Source organism: Mycobacterium sp. NGS67 (assembly GCF_059812185.1).
This window is the reverse complement of the sequence record NZ_JCALCF010000003.1, coordinates 173,588-191,555: the sequence shown is the minus strand read 5'-3', so window position 1 is coordinate 191,555 and position 17,968 is coordinate 173,588. Positions and strand designations below refer to the sequence as shown.

At 67.8% G+C, this 17,968-nt stretch carries 13 protein-coding genes; 12 read left to right on the top strand and 1 reads right to left on the bottom strand.

Features of this window, described 5'->3' with window-relative positions:
• The first annotated feature begins 18 nt into the window (after positions 1-18).
• The 10 genes from AC5Y4D_RS03800 (at position 19) to AC5Y4D_RS03755 (ending at position 11,930) form a co-directional block, all read left to right on the top strand.
• A complete protein-coding gene (locus AC5Y4D_RS03800; protein WP_500036410.1) occupies positions 19-675 on the top strand; it encodes an Rv1815 family serine proteinase in 657 nt (218 codons plus the stop codon).
• A 386-nt stretch (positions 676-1,061) separates the two neighbouring features.
• Complete coding sequence (locus AC5Y4D_RS03795; protein WP_500036409.1) at positions 1,062-3,959, top strand: PE family protein; 2,898 nt, start codon at positions 1,062-1,064, stop codon at positions 3,957-3,959.
• Positions 3,960-4,027: 68 nt separating this feature from the next.
• Positions 4,028-4,711, top strand: a complete 684-nt coding sequence (locus AC5Y4D_RS03790; protein ID WP_500036408.1) for a TetR/AcrR family transcriptional regulator — start codon at positions 4,028-4,030, stop codon at positions 4,709-4,711.
• Positions 4,712-4,832: 121 nt separating this feature from the next.
• Positions 4,833-5,333, top strand: a complete 501-nt coding sequence (locus AC5Y4D_RS03785; RefSeq protein WP_500036407.1) for a VOC family protein — start codon at positions 4,833-4,835, stop codon at positions 5,331-5,333.
• Complete coding sequence (locus AC5Y4D_RS03780; RefSeq protein WP_500036406.1) at positions 5,330-6,823, top strand: FAD-binding protein; 1,494 nt, start codon at positions 5,330-5,332, stop codon at positions 6,821-6,823. Before AC5Y4D_RS03785 ends, AC5Y4D_RS03780 begins: the two co-directional genes overlap by 4 nt.
• A 308-nt stretch (positions 6,824-7,131) precedes the next feature.
• A complete protein-coding gene (locus AC5Y4D_RS03775) occupies positions 7,132-8,058 on the top strand; it encodes a hypothetical protein (protein ID WP_500036405.1) in 927 nt (308 codons plus the stop codon).
• Complete coding sequence (locus tag AC5Y4D_RS03770; protein ID WP_500036404.1) at positions 8,043-8,861, top strand: hypothetical protein; 819 nt, start codon at positions 8,043-8,045, stop codon at positions 8,859-8,861. Before AC5Y4D_RS03775 ends, AC5Y4D_RS03770 begins: the two co-directional genes overlap by 16 nt.
• Before the next feature lie 12 nt (positions 8,862-8,873).
• Complete coding sequence (locus AC5Y4D_RS03765; RefSeq protein WP_500036403.1) at positions 8,874-9,383, top strand: hypothetical protein; 510 nt, start codon at positions 8,874-8,876, stop codon at positions 9,381-9,383.
• A gap of 9 nt (positions 9,384-9,392) precedes the next feature.
• Positions 9,393-11,132 (top strand): asparagine synthetase B family protein, encoded by a 1,740-nt coding sequence (locus AC5Y4D_RS03760; protein WP_500036402.1) that lies wholly within the window; start codon positions 9,393-9,395, stop codon positions 11,130-11,132.
• Between the two features lie 63 nt (positions 11,133-11,195).
• Entirely contained in the window at positions 11,196-11,930 is a 735-nt protein-coding gene (locus AC5Y4D_RS03755) for a hypothetical protein (protein WP_500036401.1), read from the top strand.
• Between the two features lie 28 nt (positions 11,931-11,958).
• On the opposite strand, the gene AC5Y4D_RS03750 is transcribed toward AC5Y4D_RS03755, so the two are convergent.
• Entirely contained in the window at positions 11,959-13,884 is a 1,926-nt protein-coding gene (locus tag AC5Y4D_RS03750) for an ABC transporter ATP-binding protein/permease (protein WP_500036400.1), read from the bottom strand.
• A gap of 69 nt (positions 13,885-13,953) precedes the next feature.
• Between AC5Y4D_RS03750 and AC5Y4D_RS03745 the strand changes: the two genes are divergently transcribed.
• The gene (locus AC5Y4D_RS03745) at positions 13,954-15,597 is read left to right on the top strand and encodes an acetolactate synthase (RefSeq protein WP_500036399.1); all 1,644 of its coding nucleotides are present in this window, start codon (positions 13,954-13,956) and stop codon (positions 15,595-15,597) included.
• Between the two features lie 23 nt (positions 15,598-15,620).
• Positions 15,621-17,954 (top strand): accessory Sec system translocase SecA2, encoded by a 2,334-nt coding sequence (gene secA2 / locus AC5Y4D_RS03740; RefSeq protein WP_499942419.1) that lies wholly within the window; start codon positions 15,621-15,623, stop codon positions 17,952-17,954.
• The last annotated feature ends 14 nt before the right edge of the window (positions 17,955-17,968 follow it).

Sequence of the window (17,968 nt, the reverse complement as noted above, 5' to 3'; positions counted from 1 at the left end):
CAGAGGGAGGGAACGGTCGTGAGCCGCCTGGCATTGCGCACGCTGATCGCACCGGTGATTCTTGCAGGACTGAGCTGGGGTCTCACCCCGGCGATCGGCCACGCCAATCCCGTGACGGCGTACCCCGGCATGGAGATCCATCAGGACAATCACGTGTGCACGTTGGGTTTCGTCGATACCCGGTCGCGAACGGCGTTCACGGCCGGGCATTGCCGGGGCAGCGGACTCGTCTACGACAAAGACAACAACATCATCGGGCGCATGACGACGTTCCGGGACAACACCCCTACCGGTTCCACGGTGGCGACTGACCAGTTGATCGCCGACTACGAGGCGATTGCGTTGGCCGAAGGTGTTGCGGCAAGCGACATCTTGCCGGGTGGGCGTGCGCTGCGCTCCGGCGCCGGTGCGGTGTCGCCCGGGCAGGCGGTCTGCCATTTCGGCATCACCACCGGGGAGACCTGCGGAACCGTGGAGAGCATCAACAACGGCTGGTTCACCATGACCAACAGCGTGCAGACGCAGCAGGGTGACTCCGGCGGACCGGTTTTCCTGGAGTCCAGCAGTCAGATCGTCGGAATCTTCAACAGTGTCTGGGGCACGCTGCCTGCGGCGGTGTCCTGGCAGGCCGCGTCGCAACAGGCACGCGAGGACATGGGCGTCAACCCCAGCTAGGTATCGAATCAGCGGATTGACGCTGCTGGCTGCGCCATTGTTGGCTATATTGAATACCTGCGTGATTCATAGGCGAGATATATTTGAATCGCCACGCCACCCGCAAAACATTCTTTTGCGTCTTGAGCATCGAAACTGCAGTCCAAAACCCTGCTTTAGACCATTTCAACGGTCAAATCAAGAGGCAACAATTTCCGCGTAAACCTAGTGCGTACCGAGTCGCGGAGTTACGATCCGATACGCAATTCTCCAGATGTACCGGTCTTCGTCTCGACCCAGGTTTCGTCGTTTCCCACACCAACTCAGCACGTGTTTGTCCGTGTAATGCGGTAGCGGTTCCCCGTCCCTATTGACACGTTTTCGACCCAGAGAGTCAGGTTCTCTTCATGTCATATGTGATCGCATTCCCCGAGTTCGTTGCGGCGGCAGCTACGGACGTGGCCGGGATCGGCTCGGCGGTCAGCACGGCCAATCGAGCGGTCGCCGGAGCCACCACGGGGGTGCTGGCCGCGGCCGAAGATGAGGTATCAGCAGCGATCGCGGCCCTCTTCTCCGTCCACGGACAGAGTTATCAGTCACTGAGCAACCAGGCCGCAGCACTGCACGACCAATTCGTGCGGACGCTGACCAGCAGCGCGGATGCTTACGCGACGGCCGAGACGCTTGGCGTGGAACAGCTGGTGCTCGGAGTGATCAACGCGCCCACCCAGGCATTGTTGGGACGCCCGCTGCTGGGCAACGGCAGCAACGGCGCATCGGGGACCGGAGCCAACGGCGGAGCCGGCGGGATTCTGTGGGGTAACGGCGGCGACGGGGGGTCCGGCGCCCCCGGGCAGGCCGGCGGACGCGGTGGCGACGCCGGGTTGTTCGGCAACGGTGGTCGCGGGGGCACCGGTGGGACGGGCCTGACCGGCGCGCTGGGCGCCACAGGCAGCCTGGGCGGCACGGGCGGCGCCGGAGGGACCGGCGGCGCAGGCGGTAACGGCGGGATGCTGTGGGGTGCCGGCGGGGCTGGCGGTGCGGGCGGGCTGGGCGGTGTCGGAGGCACCGGGGGTGCCGGCGCGGCCGGGGCAGCGGGCGTCGCCGGTATCGAGAACGGAACCGGGGGCGTCGGAAAAGCCGGCGGTCAGGGCGGTACCGGCGGAGTCGGCGGGGCCGGCGGTGCCGGTGGTGCCTCAGGGTTGTTCGGCGGAGGTGCCGGAGCGAGCGGCGGCGCCGGCGACGGCGGGATCGGCGGCACCGGCGGAACGGGCGGCCAAGGCGGCCAGGGTGTTTCCGACACCGGATTCGGAGCGGGCACCGGCGGCCAGGGCGGTCAGGGAGGTGCAGCCGGCATCGGCGGTAGCGGTGCGGTGCCCGGCGGCATGGGCGCCGGCGGGAGCGGCGGCACCGGTGGCACCGGCGGCACCGGAATGGACGGCGGCACCGGGACGGAATTTGGCGGCGACGGCGGAGCCGGCACCCAGGGCGGCATCGGGGGTGTGGGCGGCGTGGGCGGCGCCGGCAACGGAGGCACCAACGGAAACGGCGGCACCGGAGGTATCGGCGGCACCGGCGGCAAGGGCGGCGACGGTGTCGACGCCGGCATCGGCGGTCGTGGCGGAGACGGCGGGACCGCCGGCCGGGGAGGTGCGGCGGGCAGCGGCGGTAGCGGTGGCACCGCGGGTGATTCCGGAACCGGTGGGACCGGCGGCACCGGCGGAACGGGTACCGGCGGCGGCGACGGCGGGACCGGCGGCGTCTCGGAGAACGACGGCACCGGTAAGGCCACCGGCGGTACCGGAGGCGAGGGGGGCGCCGGTACCACGGGTACCGGTGGCGCCGGCGGCCGGGGCGGTGAGGCCCACCATTCCGGGGCCGGTGCCGCTGTCGGTGGTGCCGGCGGCAAGGGCGGGAGCGGACTTGCCGGTGGCGGTGCCGGTGGTCACGGTGGCGATGTGAACCACCAAGGAACGGGGAACGCCACCGGCGGTGCCGGTGCGAACGGCACCGACGGCGGCACCGACGGCGTCGGCGGGAATGGCGGCGACGGCGGATCCGCGCTGATAGGAAACACCGAGTCGCCGGGCGTCGCGACCGGCGGCAAGGCGGGATCGGGCGGTTCAGGGACCAGCGGCGGTCACGGCGGTACCGCCGGCGTCGCATTGACCCAAGGCACGGGCGAGGTCATTGCCGCCGCCGGAGGTGCCGGAGGCAATGGCACCACCGGGACCGGCGGTGACGGCGGAGGTGGCGGTGCAGCCTACGTGGACAACGGCGGCTCGCTCGTTGATGTCGTCGGCGGGGCCGGCGGTATCGGTGGTACGGGCACTGCGGGCGGTGGCTCCGGCGGTCACGGTGGCGACGCCGTCACCTACGGGACCGGAAGTGCCCTCGGTGGTGCGGGTGCTGCCGGCACCGGCGGCGGCACCACGGGCACCGGCGGGCACGGTGGGAACGGAGGCAGCGCGGGAACCGGGCACCCCGATTCCCCCGCGACGGCGACCGGGGGTGCCGGTGGCGCAGGTGGTGCCGGCACCACCGGAGGTGACGGCGGTGACGGCGGTGTCGCGGCGACTCTGGGACGCGGCAACGTGCGTCCCGGCGTCGGCGGCGCCGGCGGTACCGGAACCGTCGGTGACGGCGGCGCCGGGGGCGACGGAGGCCATGCGCAAGTCCTGACCCCCGACTCGGCCGCAAACGCGACCGGCGCCGCCGGAGGCATCGGCGGCAACAGCGTCGACGGCCGCGGAGGCGCGGGCGGTTCCGGCGGTGACGCGCAGACCGAGGGCGCCGGGAACGCCACCGGCCACAGTGGCGCTCTCGGCGGCACCGGCGGTGCGGGCGGTGGAAACGGCGGTGCCGGCGGATCTGCGCGCAGCTCGGGAACCGGTGACGCCACCGGCGGTGCTGGTGGCGCCGCTGGCGACGGGGGAACTGGCGGTACCGGCGGGGACGGGGGTGCCGGTGGCGAGGCGTCGATCGACGACCCCGATTCGTTGGGGACGGCGACCGGTGGGCGCGGCGGCGACGGTGGCGACGGGGGCACGGGCGGCGGCGCCGGGGGCCGCGGCGGCGATGCAAACAGCTGGTGGGACCCGTCCCTTGCAGCCGCCACCGGCGGCAATGGAGGTGACGGAGGCGATGGCACTGCGCCGTTGGCCAGTGGAGGCAACGGCGGCGACGGCGGTGACGCATCCGGCTTCAGCGTGACCACCGGCGGATTCGGCGGTGCGGGCGGCAGTGGAGGCCCACTCGGAGGTCCCCCGGGCGCCACCGGCAACGACGGAACGCCTGCCCCCTGACGCCTGTTGTTCGCAGGTATCACGCGAACGCCGAGAGCACCGATCTCGGTCGTGTCAGACTTATCCGGGTGGGCAAACGCCAGGATGCACGGGACCACACCGAGACCCGAATCATCGAACTCGGCCGTCGGCAACTGGCTGCGCATGGTGTCGCCGGACTGTCGCTGCGGGCGATCGCCCGGGAACTCGGCATGGTGTCCTCGGCGCTCTACCGGTACGTATCCAGTCGCGACGAATTGCTGACGTTGCTGCTCGGTGATGCCTACGACGAGATGGCCGACAGCGTGGAGCGCGCCCGCCGCGAATCCGACAACGATCTGTGGAGCGACGACATCCTCGTCATCACCCATGCGGTGCGCGAGTGGGCGATAGCGCACCCGGCGGAGTGGGCTTTGCTCTACGGCAGTCCGACGCCGGGCTACGCACCACCGACGCGCACCACGACGGTCGGCACGCGGGTGGTGGCCGACCTGTTCGACGCGCTCGCCGCAGGTATCACCACCGGCGACATCATGCTCACCAACGATGCTGCGCCGCAACCGGTGTCGGCGGACTTCGCCCGGATTCGGGACGGCTTCGGATTCCCCGGTGACGACCGGGTGATGGCCAAATGTTTCCTGCTCTGGGCCGCGGTGGTGGGCGCGGTCAGCCTGGAGGTGTTCGGCCAGTACGGCGCCGACACGCTGACCGATCCTCGCAGCGTTTTCGACACCGAGGTGCGGTTGCTGGTCGGCATGCTGGGGCAGCGCTGAACGAAACTAGAACATGTTCATCTAGGCGCCGCGGCACCCCCCGGCGCGCATCCCGGCAAAGACTTTCCGGACCCCGGCGAGCCGCACCGGCGAGTCGGGCACTGGGATATCCTTCCAGGCGATGGACATTCTCGTTCAGTCGCCTATCCAGATCGCCTGGGTCACGACGGACCTCGACGCCACCGAAAAGGCTCTCACCGGGCTTTTAGGCGTGAAGAAGTGGGTCCGCATTCCCGACGTCCATTTCGCCCCGGACGTCTGCAGCTACCGTGGGCAGCCCGCGGACTTCGTGGCGCACATATCGCTGAGCTACCTCGGCGACATGCAGCTGGAGTTGATCGTCCCGGTCCGCGGAGAGAACGTCTATAGCGACTTTCTGCGCGATCACGGCCCGGGTCTGCATCACATCTGCGTCGAAGCCGAAAGCCCGCAGCAGTTCGACGCCGCACTCGCCGACGCTGCCCGCCAGAACGCCCCGGTGGTGCAGCAGGGGGTGATGGCAGGCGGACTCCAATTCGCCTATGTGGCAGCGCCGCAGGCAGGCGTGCCGTACTTGGAGATTGCGTATCTCTCGCCCGAAATCAGAGCGTTCTACGACTACATCAAACAGGAGCAGCGGTGAGTACCGACATCCCGGCAACCGTCAACGTGGACACGGTGGAGTCCTGGACGGACGAAACCGACGTGCTGGTCATCGGTTTCGGCATCTCGGGTGGCTGCGCGGCCGTGTCGGCCGCGGCGGCCGGCGCACGGGTGCTGGTGCTGGAACGTGCGGCCGCCGCCGGCGGTACCACTTCGATGGCGGGTGGTCACTTCTACCTGGGCGGCGGAACGGCGGTGCAGGAGGCCACCGGGCATGCCGACTCACCCGAAGAAATGTACAAATACTTGGTCGCGGTATCCCGTGAGCCTGAATTCGACAAGATTCGGGCGTACTGCGACGACAGCGTGGAACACTTCAATTGGCTTGAGGGGCTTGGCTTTCAGTTCGAGCGCAGCTACTACCCGGGCAAGGTGGTCGTCCCGCCGGGCACCGAGGGTTTGAGCTACACCGGCAACGAGAAGGTGTGGCCGTTCTGCGAGCGGGCCGTGCCCGCACCGCGCGGGCATTCCGTGCCGGTGCCCGGTGAGTTGGGCGGCGCGGCAATGGTGATCGATCTGCTGGTCAAACGCGCCGACGAACTGGCTGTCGAACTGCGTTACGAAACCGGCGCGACCAACCTGATCGTGGACGACGACGGCGCGGTGGTCGGCGTGATGTGGAAGCACTTCGGCGAGACCGGTGCGATAAAAGCGAAGGCGGTCGTGATCGCCGCCGGTGGTTTCGCGATGAACGACGACATGGTCGCCGAGCACACCCCGGCACTGGGACAACCCCGTCGCACCAAACACCATGGCTTGGTGGCGCCCTACATCCTGGGCAACCCGAACGACGACGGTCTGGGCATCCGGATGGGTGTTTCGGCCGGCGGAGCCACCAAACACATGGACGAGTTGTTCATCACCGCGGCCGCGTACCCGCCGGAAATCCTGCTTACCGGTGTGATCGTCAACAAGGAGGGCAAGCGGTTCGTCGCCGAAGACTCCTATCACTCGCGCACGTCGGCGTTCGTGCTGGAGCAGCCCGAGCAAACGGCGTACCTGATCGTCGACGAAGCGCACATGCAGATGCCCGAGATGCCGCTGATCAAATTCCTCGACGGTTACGAGACGATCGAGGAGCTGGAGACTGCGCTGGAAATCCCCGCGGGCAGCGTCGCGGCAACCCTGCAGCGCTACAACGAGCTCGCCGCCGACGGTGCGGATCCCGACTTCCACAAGCAACCGGAATACCTTGCGCCACAAGACAAGGGACCCTGGGCGGTGTTCGATCTCTCGTTGGGGCGGGCGATGTATTCCGGCTTCACCATCGGTGGTCTGGCGGTCACTTTGGACGGCGAGGTGCAACGCGCCGACGGCAGCGTGATCCCGGGTCTCTACGCCGCCGGGGCCTGTGCCGCCAACATCGCCCAGGACGGTAAGGGCTATGCCAGCGGGACGCAGCTGGGGGAGGGGTCGTTCTTCGGGCGCCGCGCCGGAGCCCACGCGGCGGCGAGCTCGCAGGCGCGGTAAACAGTCTCAGCGCCGGAGCGGTGTCCACAAGCCGCTGCCAGTAAGGCAAACCGCTCGAACCGTCTCCGAATCAACCCGATACGGAGGTCGCCTGAAACAACCCCGATCACAGATTTCGACAATTCCTCGTCGCTACGTGCGACACTGAGGCACACCTGCCAGGCAACCCCAACCAGGGTCGATGAATCGTGATCTGTCCGCACTGTCGCCAAAGTGTGTTGTACAAGGAACGCTCCGGGCGGCGCTGTTCGAAGTGTCGTCGGTCGTTCGCACTTGAACCCAAGACAAGCCCGCTCCGGCTGCACGACATGAGGGTTCGCGAGCTGGCCGAGCGGTTAAGTGCCGGGCGCGGTCTGCGCTACACGCCGGAGCAACTCTGGTACGCAGCCGGTCGGAAGAAAGTGGGTGGTACCGGATTCGATGCCGTCCCCAAGGCTCTGGGATACGCGGCGGTCGTGGTCGCGTGCCTTGCCCTCATTGCGTTCAAGATCGCTCACGTTACCGGCCTGCGCCCACTGGTCGTGCTCGTCGCCGTCGCCGTCATCGCGCTCGTCGCCGCCGTGGTCATGGTGCTCGGCGACGAGACCATACGGGCGACGATCTCGGACCGCTTCCGCGAGCGGATCCGGATGCCGGTCAGCTTCGAACTCTTTGAAGAGAAAGTGGAAGATCGGTGGGCGCAGGTGTACGGCGGACCGCCGCGGGGAGAAGTGGATTCGCGCGCGCCGCTGCCGCCGCCGGTGGAGCGCCCTCGCTTCGCGCTGCTGTGTCCAGACTTGTCCGTGCGCACTTGCCTTGCCGCCAACGACGTATCACGCACTCGGGCCATCATGCTGGCGGGCCGCATCGAACATGTTCCCCCGCAGATACCGGTGATGGTGTTACACGATGCGAGCCTGGACGGACTGCTGTTCGCGGACTCCGCCCGCGCAACCCTGGGACCGCGAGCTTTTGTGGCGGGATTGGCGCCGAGAACGGTGCTGGCCAGCCGGTCCTCACTGCGGCTGCGCGAGGCTGCACCGGCGGCGGAGGATCTGGCTCGCCTGCGCCGAGACGGATTAACGCAGGCTGAAATCGACTGGCTGGCCAAGGGGTGGTGGTCGCCGATCGCTGCGGTTCCACCGGCCAAACTGCTCGCCGCCGTGGATCGGGCGGTGCAGCAAATCGGGGCAGTGTCGGATTCCGACCAGCGTCGTGCCGAAGCGATCGGCTTTCTCACGTGGCCGGCGTCGTGAGGGACCGGGTGCTGGGCCGCCTGGTGCGCATCGCGGCCGAGCGGGCGGGCGCACCAGCTGGACTGCGGTTCACCGAACGTCAGCTCTACTACGAACTTTGCCGACTGGCGCTGCCGGCGCAACGACTGCCACACCGGCCTGCGTTCACCCTCGCCCCACCAGTGAGTTACCGCGCGTTCCAGGAGGCGCTGAACCGCCACGGCGAGGTGCCCGGGCTGCTCAGGCCAACGCCGCCCCGTACGGGACCCGCCGGCCGGCACACCCAGGAACCAGACCTGTTCGACTACGGTCTGTCGCGACTGCTGGTCTGCGAGTCCGACCCGGTCGCGCAGATGTTGCGCGCCAACGGGTTAGCGATGGAATTGGCCTGTCCGGTACTGGGGGCAGCCGAGCTGCCGCTCGATCCGCGGGTTGCGAAGATGCTCGCCAGAGCTGAGCGGGCGGCGATCTATGTGGTGCACGACGCCAGCCCGCGGGGACTCGCCTTCCCCGCCCGAATCCCCGAGCTCACCGATATTCCCGCAGGCGCGCGGGTGGTCCCACTCGGTCTGCGGCCGCACCATGCAGGCCGACTGCACGTTTTTCACCGCCGGGGCCGTCCGGAGCCCGTCGAGGTCGCGGTCACCGTGTGGGAGCGTGCTTGGCTGCGACGTGGCCGATTCGCCCACCTCGAGGCGGTGCACCCGGCATCACTGCTACGCAGCGTGCACCGTCTGGTGCGCGAAGTACCTTCGCCCCCAACATTTCTCACCGAGGTGCAGCGCGTCCGCGGAACGGGCTTCCTCACCTGGCCGGCCGCATGAGAGGGGCTTTGGATGCCGCCGTACCGGCAAATCACCTACACCGATGAATTGCTCAGCGACGGCACCGTGCATCGGCAGTACTCCGACGGGCGCCAAGAGTGGCGGCGGCGATCCGCTGCGGGGTCAGTGCAGTGGCACGACCACAGCGGCAACTCGGGCACCGACGAACCACTGGGTCATAAGCTGGTCAAGCGAACTCTTCGCGACGGAATGGTGATCTACGGGCGTGAAGGTGGATACGGCCGAACTCTCTGGGGCGACGGCATTCTCACCGTCAATCGCTCGTCGTTCGGTGGGCGGCTCGGCACGATCTTGGCGGCAGTGGCGGGCGGGGTGTTGCTCGGCGGGTTGGCGATGCCGCCGTACAGCCTGACCGCGGCGCAGGAGGAAGAGCTGCGCACGCAGGGGGCCAAAGACCCGCGGGATTCGGGCGGAGGGGATTGGGACGATACGAGCGTTGCCGGCTGGGGCGACGACGGCTTCGATGGGGACTGCTGGGCCGACGGCTGCGATTTCGGCTGAGGTGCTCAGATGTCTCGCTGGTGTGCATTTTTCAGCCCGGACGACTTGGACGGCCAGGTTCGCGCTGTCGGGGCGGACCCGATAGCGGTGACCGGGCACTATGCCTTCGGTCTGGTCGGCGGCCCGGGTGCGGCCGCAGGACCGTACCGCACCAATCCTCGTGGCCGGGGCGCACTAATCGCTGTCGGAGAGGTCACGCTACACAACATCGACCGGCTGCGCGCCCGCCTCGGTGCCGACGCCCCCTCGCCCGGCTGTAGCGATGGCGAACTCTTGCTGCGTTCCTACGCCCGCTTCGGGCTCGACGGAATCGCTGCCGCGGAGGGCATGTTCGCCATGGCCATCATTGACGGAGCCGAGCTGCTACTGGTCCGCGACCATGTGGGTGCTCGCACGTTGTTTTATGCGAAGGCGGGTGACAGCTGGTGTGCCTCGACGTCGCTGCGAGTGCTTGTGCGCTGGCCTAAGCTTCGGACGGCTCTGAATCTTCCTGCGGTGCAGTCGTTTTTGAGCTTCGCCTACCTGCCGGGGCGCGAGACGCTGCTGCGCGATGTCGCCGAGGTGCTGCCCGGGCGCTGCGTCCGGCTGCGCGCAGACGGTTCATCCGCCGAGGAAACGTATTGGGAGCCATGCGAAGTCCCCGACAGCAGACCGAGCGACGCTCACGCGCTGCGGCTGCGCACGCTGCTCGAGGATGCAACTGCCCGGCGACTGCCACCCGGGGAGCCCGTCGGGGTGTTGCTGTCTGGCGGGATCGACAGCAGCCTGGTCACGGCTCTTGCCGCCAAACTGCACGACCATACCGTGTACACCTACTCCATCAGTTTCGGGCGTCATGCGCCCAACGAGCTCGGGTACTCCGGACTTGTTGCCGCGCATTGCAACACCCGCCATCGCGTGCTCACGGTCTCGGGCGAGGCGGTCGCGGCCCGGCTCGCCGAAACGGTTGCGCTGCTGGACAGTCCGGTCGGAGACCCCCTGACTGTCCCGAATCTGATGCTCGCCGAAGCCGTTTCGGCAGACGGCGCTACGGTGGTGCTCAACGGCGAGGGCGGAGATCCGGTGTTCGGCGGCCCCAAAAACCTGCCGATGCTGATCTTCGAATTGGCTCGCGAGGATCCCGACCCGAATGCCCGCGCGCAGGCATACCTCGACAGTTACCGCAAGTGCTACGCGGACCTGCCGGTGCTGCTGCGCCCGGAGGTGCTCGCCGCACTCACCGATGCGCCGCCGCTCACCGAGGTTTTCATGCCCTACCTGCGGCAGGGCCCAATGCGTAGCCTGCTCAACCAGCTGCTGCACGCGAATCTGCGCACCAAGGGTGCCCATCACATTCTGACCAAGGTGGAACGCATCACAACTGCTGCCGGCGTCCAGGGGCGTGCGCCGCTGTTCGACCGAGCGGTGATCGACCACGCCTTCTGTGTGCCTCCGCGCTACAAACTGGCTGGAACAGTCGAGAAGTGGATCCTCAAACAGGCGGTGCGCGACCTGCTTCCGGCCACGATCGTGGATCGCCCGAAGAGCGGGATGCGAGTTCCCGTGCAGCAGTGGCTCGCCGGTCCGCTGCGCGACCTCAGCCACGACCTGCTGCTGGGTCGCTCGGCACGGGCCAGAGCCCTGTTCCGGGAGGACACCATCCGTGCCTGGCTTCGCGGTCAGGGTGCGCTGCTGCCGCGCCAGGGCGGCAAGTTGTGGCTGCTGCTGTCGCTGGAGCTGTGGTTACGTTCCTTCGGGGTAGACCCGTGAGGCCGTGACGAATTCGCACCGCTGCCGACAGAACCGATTGACACACTGAGGAGTTCGTGTCGCATGCCCGAACCGAGAATCAAGACTGCGGCCGACGACGAGAACGAGATCCACGATGTCGCCGAGTTCGTCGACCCCGCACGCAATGTCGTGACACCGGTGGCGCAGTTCCCGGCCGACGTCGCGCTCGCGGTCGTGCAGGCTTTTTCGGGAATCGTCCGCAGCGCCAAGTCGAGTCGCGCAGCGACCACGCCGGATGTGGACGGCATCGTGCGCTCGCAGACATTCGAAGAGGGCGACGTGTACATGATCGAAAAGCCCTTCGACGGGTACTTCGCCGACCGCTATTTGATGGACTTCTACGACGTTGAGGACCGCGGCATCTGCTCGCGCATGCACCTGCACACCGGGCTGCGACTGGTCCGCATGATGACAGGCCCGAACACCCAGATCCGTGTCGGTAGCCTCTCACCTTTCGACGTCACCGACATCGCGGGCGTAACCCCGTTCCATCCCAACCAGTTTCAGGACGACCTGCCCGAAACCCCGCCTGGCATCCGCCGGATCCGTTACAACCTCGTGGTCCCGCCCTGCTCTTTCGTCGACATGCAGATCCCCCGCGGCACCAGCCACCAGTTCAACGCCATCGGCCCTCATGCCGTGATCGACTCTGTCCACCCCGAGGAATCCATCGAGATCTTCCGCGAACGCATGTCCGGCTACAAAATGACCGCCCAGACCGTGTTCCTGGCCGAGTCACGACCTCCAGCCCGCACCTGCCCGCGCACCGGTCCGTGAGCGCCGAGCGACGATCAGCTACGAGTGATCAGACCTCTGCGGGCTTCTCCAGGACCGGCCCGAGCCGCCACCGTCCCTCGCCGAGCAGTTCGAGCTGCCGCTGGTGATGCTGCTCGACCGCGGGCCGGTGACTGACGCTGACCACGATGCACTCGGGAAGCTCGGCGCGTACCAACTGATACAGCGCGAACTCCAGACCCGGGTCCAGCGCCGAGGTGGCCTCGTCGAGAAAGACCGCCTTGGGCTTGGTCAGCAGGATGCGCGCGAACGCCACCCGCTGCTGCTCTCCGGGGGAAAGGACTTTGGCCCAGTCCCGCTCTTCGTCGAGGCGGGTGTTCAACGGAGTCAGGGCGACCTTGCTCAGCGCCTCGTGCAGTTGAGCGTCGGAGACGGCACGCGGGTCATTCGGGTAACACACCACGCCACGCAGATCGCCCAACGGCATATAGGGCAACTGGGACAGGAACATCGTGTCGTTGCTGCCGCCGGGGCAGCGCAGCGACCCCGAGGCATACGGCCACAGTTCGGCGAGGGCCCGCAACAGCGTCGTCTTGCCGGAACCGGACTGTCCGGTGATCACCAGCGACTGGCCCGGTTCCAGCCGAACGTCCAGCGGGTCGATCAAGCTCTCGCCGCCGGGCTTTCGGACTTCGACGTTGTGCAACTCCACCGACCCGTCGGTACTCGGTGTGGTCAGTACCGATGGAAGAGCGCGGCCCTTCTCGTTGGCGGTGACCAGCCCGTGCAGGCGGATGATCGCCGCGCGGTACGGGGCGAAGCCGTCGTAGGTGTTGCGGAAGAACGACAGTGAGTCGGAGACCCGGCTGAAAGCCGACGCCGTCTGGGTTACATCACCGAACTTGATCTGGCCGTTGAACAGTCGCGGCGCCTGGATGAGCCAGGGCAGCGGAACGATCACCTGGCTCATCGACCAGTTCCATCCGTGGAAGATGAGGGACTGGCGGACATATTGGCGGTAGTTGGCGATGATCGGGGTGAATCGCTGCCACAACTGGACTCGCTCCACGCGCTCGCCCCGATAGAACCCGACCGCCTCCGCAGCGTCGCGCAACCGGACCAGTGCGTACCGGAATCTGGCCGTCAGTCGCTCGTTGTTGAAACTCAGCCCGATGAACGGGCGGCCCAGCCAGAACGCAACCACCGAAGCGATGAGCACGAATACGAGCACGGCCCAGAACATGGCGCGCGGCAATACGAAGAGGCCGAAGACGTCGAACGATCCGGACAGATGCCACAGAATGCCGGAGAACGAGACCACCGAGGCGATGGCGTTGACCGACCCGAACAGCAACGTGGAGGTGGAACCGTTGGCGGGCATGTTCTGCACGCCGGTGGTGTTGGCCGCGGTGAAGATGTCGATGTCCTGCTGAATCCGCTGGTCCGGGTTGTCGATGGTGTTGTCGATGAACAGGTCGCGGTAGTAGGCCCGGCCCGTCAACCAGTCCTCGCAGACCTGGTCCGTCAGCCAGACGCGCCACGCGATGACGAAGCGCTGCAGCAGATAGATGTCGATCACCGATCGGGCGATCCACAGCGCCGCGAGGAGGGTGAAGATGCCCAGCGAAACGTAGAAGCCGTGGATGCCGGTCTCCCGCGGGACCTTCTCGTTGGTCGCGATGCCCTGGACGGCTGTCTGGACCGCCGAGTACATGTCGTTGGTGAAGTAGCTCAGCAGTACGTCCAGCCGTACTGACAGCAGCACCGAGAGCAGCAGCACGCCGAGCATCAGCCAGACGCGCACGCTGTCGCGTCCGACGAAGTACCCGCGGGTGATGTGCCAGAACTGCCGGCCCCACGGGGTGCAGAACCTGAGCAAGACCAGTGCAAGCAGCACGATCACCGCGCTGATGAGCCACGCGATGGCCAGCCAGCGCAGCGAATTCGGAAGCTCCTGCGACCAGTCCCTCGACGGTTTGAACGGCTCAGAGCCCACAGGCGTTGTCTCCTCCGCGTGACGAAATCCCTGGGCGAAGGTACCCGAGGGGGTGGATAAGCTGCGGTCATGTCCACCGATGCAGCCCCCGCCCGGACCGTGCACGCCGGCCGTCTCGTCGCCCGCCGGCTCAAGGCCAGTGGCATCGACACCATGTTCACCCTGTCCGGCGGCCATCTGTTCTCCATCTACGACGGGTGCCGCGACGAAGGCGTGACGTTGATCGATACCCGCCACGAACAGACCGCGACCTTCGCCGCCGAGGGCTGGTCCAAGGTGACCCGGGTGCCCGGCGTGGCCGCGTTGACCGCGGGCCCCGGCATCACCAACGGGATGAGCGCGATGGCGGCCGCGCAGCAGAACCAGTCCCCGCTGCTGGTGCTCGGTGGCCGGGCGCCGGCCGGCAGGTGGGGGATGGGCTCGTTGCAGGAGATCGACCACGTGCCGTTCGTGGCGCCGCTGAGCCGGTTCGCCGCGACCGCCCAGTCGGCCGACGACGCGGGCCGGCTAGTCGATCAGGCACTTCAGGCGGCGGTCGGCGCGCCGTCCGGGGTGGGTTTCGTCGACTTCCCGATGGACCACGTGTTCTCCCATTCCGAGGATGACGGCCGTCCGGGCGCGCTGAGCAGTCTGCCCGCGCCGCCGGCCCCCGACGGCGACGCGCTGGACCGGGTCGCCGATCTGTTGTCCAAGGCGCAGCGGCCGGTGATCATGGCCGGCACCAACGTGTGGTGGGGGCACGGGGAGACCGCGTTGCTGCGGCTGGCCGAGGAACTGCGGATCCCGGTGCTGATGAACGGGATGGCCCGCGGCGTGGTGCCCGCCGACCACCCGCTGGCGTTCTCGCGGGCCCGCTCCAAGGCGCTCAAAGGAGCCGACGTCGCGCTCGTCGTCGGCGTGCCGATGGATTTCCGGCTCGGCTTCGGCGGTGTCTTCGGCGACCAGACCGAGCTGGTCGTGGCGGACCGCGTCCGGCCTCAGCGCAACCACCCGCGCCCGGTTGCCGCGGAACTCTACGGCGATCTCACCAAGATTCTCTCGGCGCTGGCCGGCTCGAAACCGACCGAGCACCAGAACTGGATCGACGAACTCCGCACCGCCGAGACCGCCGTCCGCGATCTGGAACAGGCCGAGCTCGCCGACGACCGGATCCCGCTGCACCCGATGCGGGTGTACGCCGAACTGGCGCCGCTGCTGGACCGTGACGCCGTCGTGGTGATCGACGCCGGAGACTTCGGGTCCTACGCCGGACGGATGATCGACAGTTACCAGCCGGGCTGCTGGCTGGACAGCGGCCCGTTCGGTTGCCTGGGGTCGGGACCGGGGTATGCCCTGGCGGCCAAGCTGGCGTATCCGGGGCGGCAGGTGGTGTTGCTGCAGGGCGACGGCGCGTTCGGGTTCAGCGGCATGGAATGGGACACCCTGGTCCGGCACAACGTGCCGGTGGTCTCGGTGGTCGGCAACAACGGCATCTGGGGCTTGGAGAAGCACCCGATGGAGGCGCTGTACGGCTACTCGGTGGTGGCCGAGTTGCGGCCCGGCACCCGCTACGACGAGGTGGCCCGCGCGCTGGGTGCGCACGGTGAGCTGGTGGCGGCGCCCGTCGAGCTCCGCCCGGCACTGGAACGGGCCTTCGCCAGCGGGTTGCCCGCCGTCGTCAACGTCCTGACCGACCCCAGCGTCGCCTATCCGCGCCGGTCCAATCTGGCTTGACTGCGGCCGCGTACCGTTGTGGCGTGCCAAAGACCACCCGTTCGCAACCCGGCCGCCTGAGCGGCCGATTCTGGCGTCTGCTGGGCGCCAGCACCGAAAGAGACCGCAGCCGCTCCATGGAAGTGGTGACCGCGTCGGAGAAATACGACAAGGAAGCCGCCGACCTGAGCGACGAGAAGCTGCGCAAGGCGTCGAAGCTGCTCGACCTCGACGATCTCGCGGACTCCGACGACATACCGCAGTTTCTGGCGATCGCCCGCGAAGCCGCCGAGCGGACCACCGAACTGCGCCCTTTCGACGTGCAGTTGCTCGGCGCACTGCGCATGCTGGCCGGCGACGTGATCGAGATGGCCACCGGCGAGGGCAAGACGCTGGCCGGGGCGATCGCGGCCGCGGGGTACGCGCTGGCCGGCCGGCACGTCCATGTGGTGACCATCAACGACTACCTGGCGCGCCGGGACGCCGAATGGATGGGACCGCTGATCGAGGCGATGGGACTGACGGTGGGCTGGATCACCGCGGAATCGACCAGCGCGGACCGCAAGGCCGCCTACGACTGCGACGTCACCTACGCCTCGGTCAACGAGATCGGCTTCGACGTGCTGCGCGACCAGTTGGTCACCGACGTCGAGGACCTGGTTTCCCCGAACCCGGACGTCGCCCTGATCGACGAGGCCGACTCGGTGCTGGTCGACGAGGCGTTGGTGCCGCTGGTGCTGGCCGGCACCACCCACCGGGAGACGCCGCGGCTGGAGATCATCAAGCTGGTGGGCCGGCTCAAGGCCGAAACCGACTACGACACCGATGCCGACAGCCGCAATGTCCACTTGACCGAAGCCGGGGCGCGCAAGGTGGAGAAGGCGCTCGGTGGCATCGATCTGTATTCCGAGGAGCACGTCGGCACCACCCTGACCGAAGTCAACGTCGCACTGCACGCCCACGTGTTGCTGCAGCGCGACGTGCACTACATCGTCCGCGACGACGCCGTGCACCTGATCAACTCTTCCCGCGGCCGCATCGCGCAACTGCAGCGCTGGCCGGACGGCCTGCAGGCCGCCGTCGAGGCCAAGGAGGGCATCGAGACCACCGAGACCGGGGAGGTGCTCGACACCATCACGGTGCAGGCGCTGATCAACCGCTACACGACGGTGTGCGGCATGACCGGCACCGCGCTGGCTGCCGGTGAGCAGTTGCGCCAGTTCTACAAATTGGGGGTGTCGCCGATACCGCCGAACACCCCCAACGTCCGCGAGGACGAGTCCGACCGCGTCTACATCACCGCGGCCGCCAAGAACGACGCCATCGTCGAGCACATCGCCGAGGTGCACGAAACCGGGCAGCCGGTGCTGGTCGGCACCCGTGACGTCGCCGAATCCGAGGACCTGCACGAGCGGCTGCTGCGCCGCGACGTGCCCGCGGTGCTGCTCAACGCGAAGAACGACGCCGAAGAGGCCTCGGTCATCGCCGAGGCCGGCAAGCACGGCGTGGTCACCGTGTCCACCCAGATGGCCGGCCGCGGCACCGACATCCGGCTGGGCGGATCCGATGAGTCCGACCACGACCGGGTCGCCGAACTCGGCGGCCTGCACGTGGTGGGCACCGGCCGGCATCACACCGAACGGCTGGACAACCAGCTGCGTGGTCGCGCCGGACGCCAGGGCGACCCGGGCTCGTCGGTGTTCTTCTCCAGCTGGGAAGACGACGTGGTGGCGGCCAACCTCGACCACAACAAGCTGCCCATGCAGACCGACCCGGAAGAGGCCGACGGGCGCATCGTCAGCCCCAAGGCGGCCGGGCTGCTCGACCACGCCCAGCGCGTCGCCGAGGGCCGCATGCTGGACGTGCACGCCAACACCTGGCGCTACAACCAGCTGATCGCCCAGCAGCGCGCGATCATCGTGGATCGGCGAAACACGTTGTTGCGCAATGCAACAGCGCGCGAGGAGCTAGAGGAACTGGCGCCCAAACGGTACAAGGAGCTCAGCGAAGACCTGTCCGAAGAGCGGCTGGAGAAGATCTGCCGGCTGATCATGCTGTATCACCTCGACCGCGGCTGGGCGGATCATCTCGCATATCTGGCCGACATCCGCGAAAGCATCCATCTGCGGGCGTTGGGTCGGCAGAATCCGCTCGACGAGTTCCACCGGATGGCGGTGGACGCGTTCGCCTCACTGGCCGCCGACGCGATCGAGGCGGCCCAGCAGACGTTCGAGACGGCCAACATCCTCGAGGACGAACCGGGGCTGGACCTGTCGAAGCTCGCCAGGCCGACGTCGACGTGGACCTACATGGTCAACGACAACCCGCTGTCCGACGACACGCTGTCCACGCTGAGCCTGCCTGGCGTCTTCCGCTGAGGCCGACGCGCCGG

Bases quoted from the DNA above. Each gene is read 5' to 3' on its own strand.
- AC5Y4D_RS03775 (WP_500036405.1), top strand. From the start codon at position 7,132: ATGAGGGTTCGCGAGCTGGCCGAGCGGTTAAGTGCCGGGCGCGGTCTG.
- AC5Y4D_RS03745 (WP_500036399.1), top strand. From the start codon at position 13,954: ATGTCCACCGATGCAGCCCCCGCCCGGACCGTGCACGCCGGCCGTCTC.
- AC5Y4D_RS03795 (WP_500036409.1), top strand. From the start codon at position 1,062: ATGTCATATGTGATCGCATTCCCCGAGTTCGTTGCGGCGGCAGCTACG.
- AC5Y4D_RS03785 (WP_500036407.1), top strand. From the start codon at position 4,833: ATGGACATTCTCGTTCAGTCGCCTATCCAGATCGCCTGGGTCACGACG.
- AC5Y4D_RS03755 (WP_500036401.1), top strand. From the start codon at position 11,196: ATGCCCGAACCGAGAATCAAGACTGCGGCCGACGACGAGAACGAGATC.
- AC5Y4D_RS03760 (WP_500036402.1), top strand. From the start codon at position 9,393: ATGTCTCGCTGGTGTGCATTTTTCAGCCCGGACGACTTGGACGGCCAG.
- AC5Y4D_RS03765 (WP_500036403.1), top strand. From the start codon at position 8,874: ATGCCGCCGTACCGGCAAATCACCTACACCGATGAATTGCTCAGCGAC.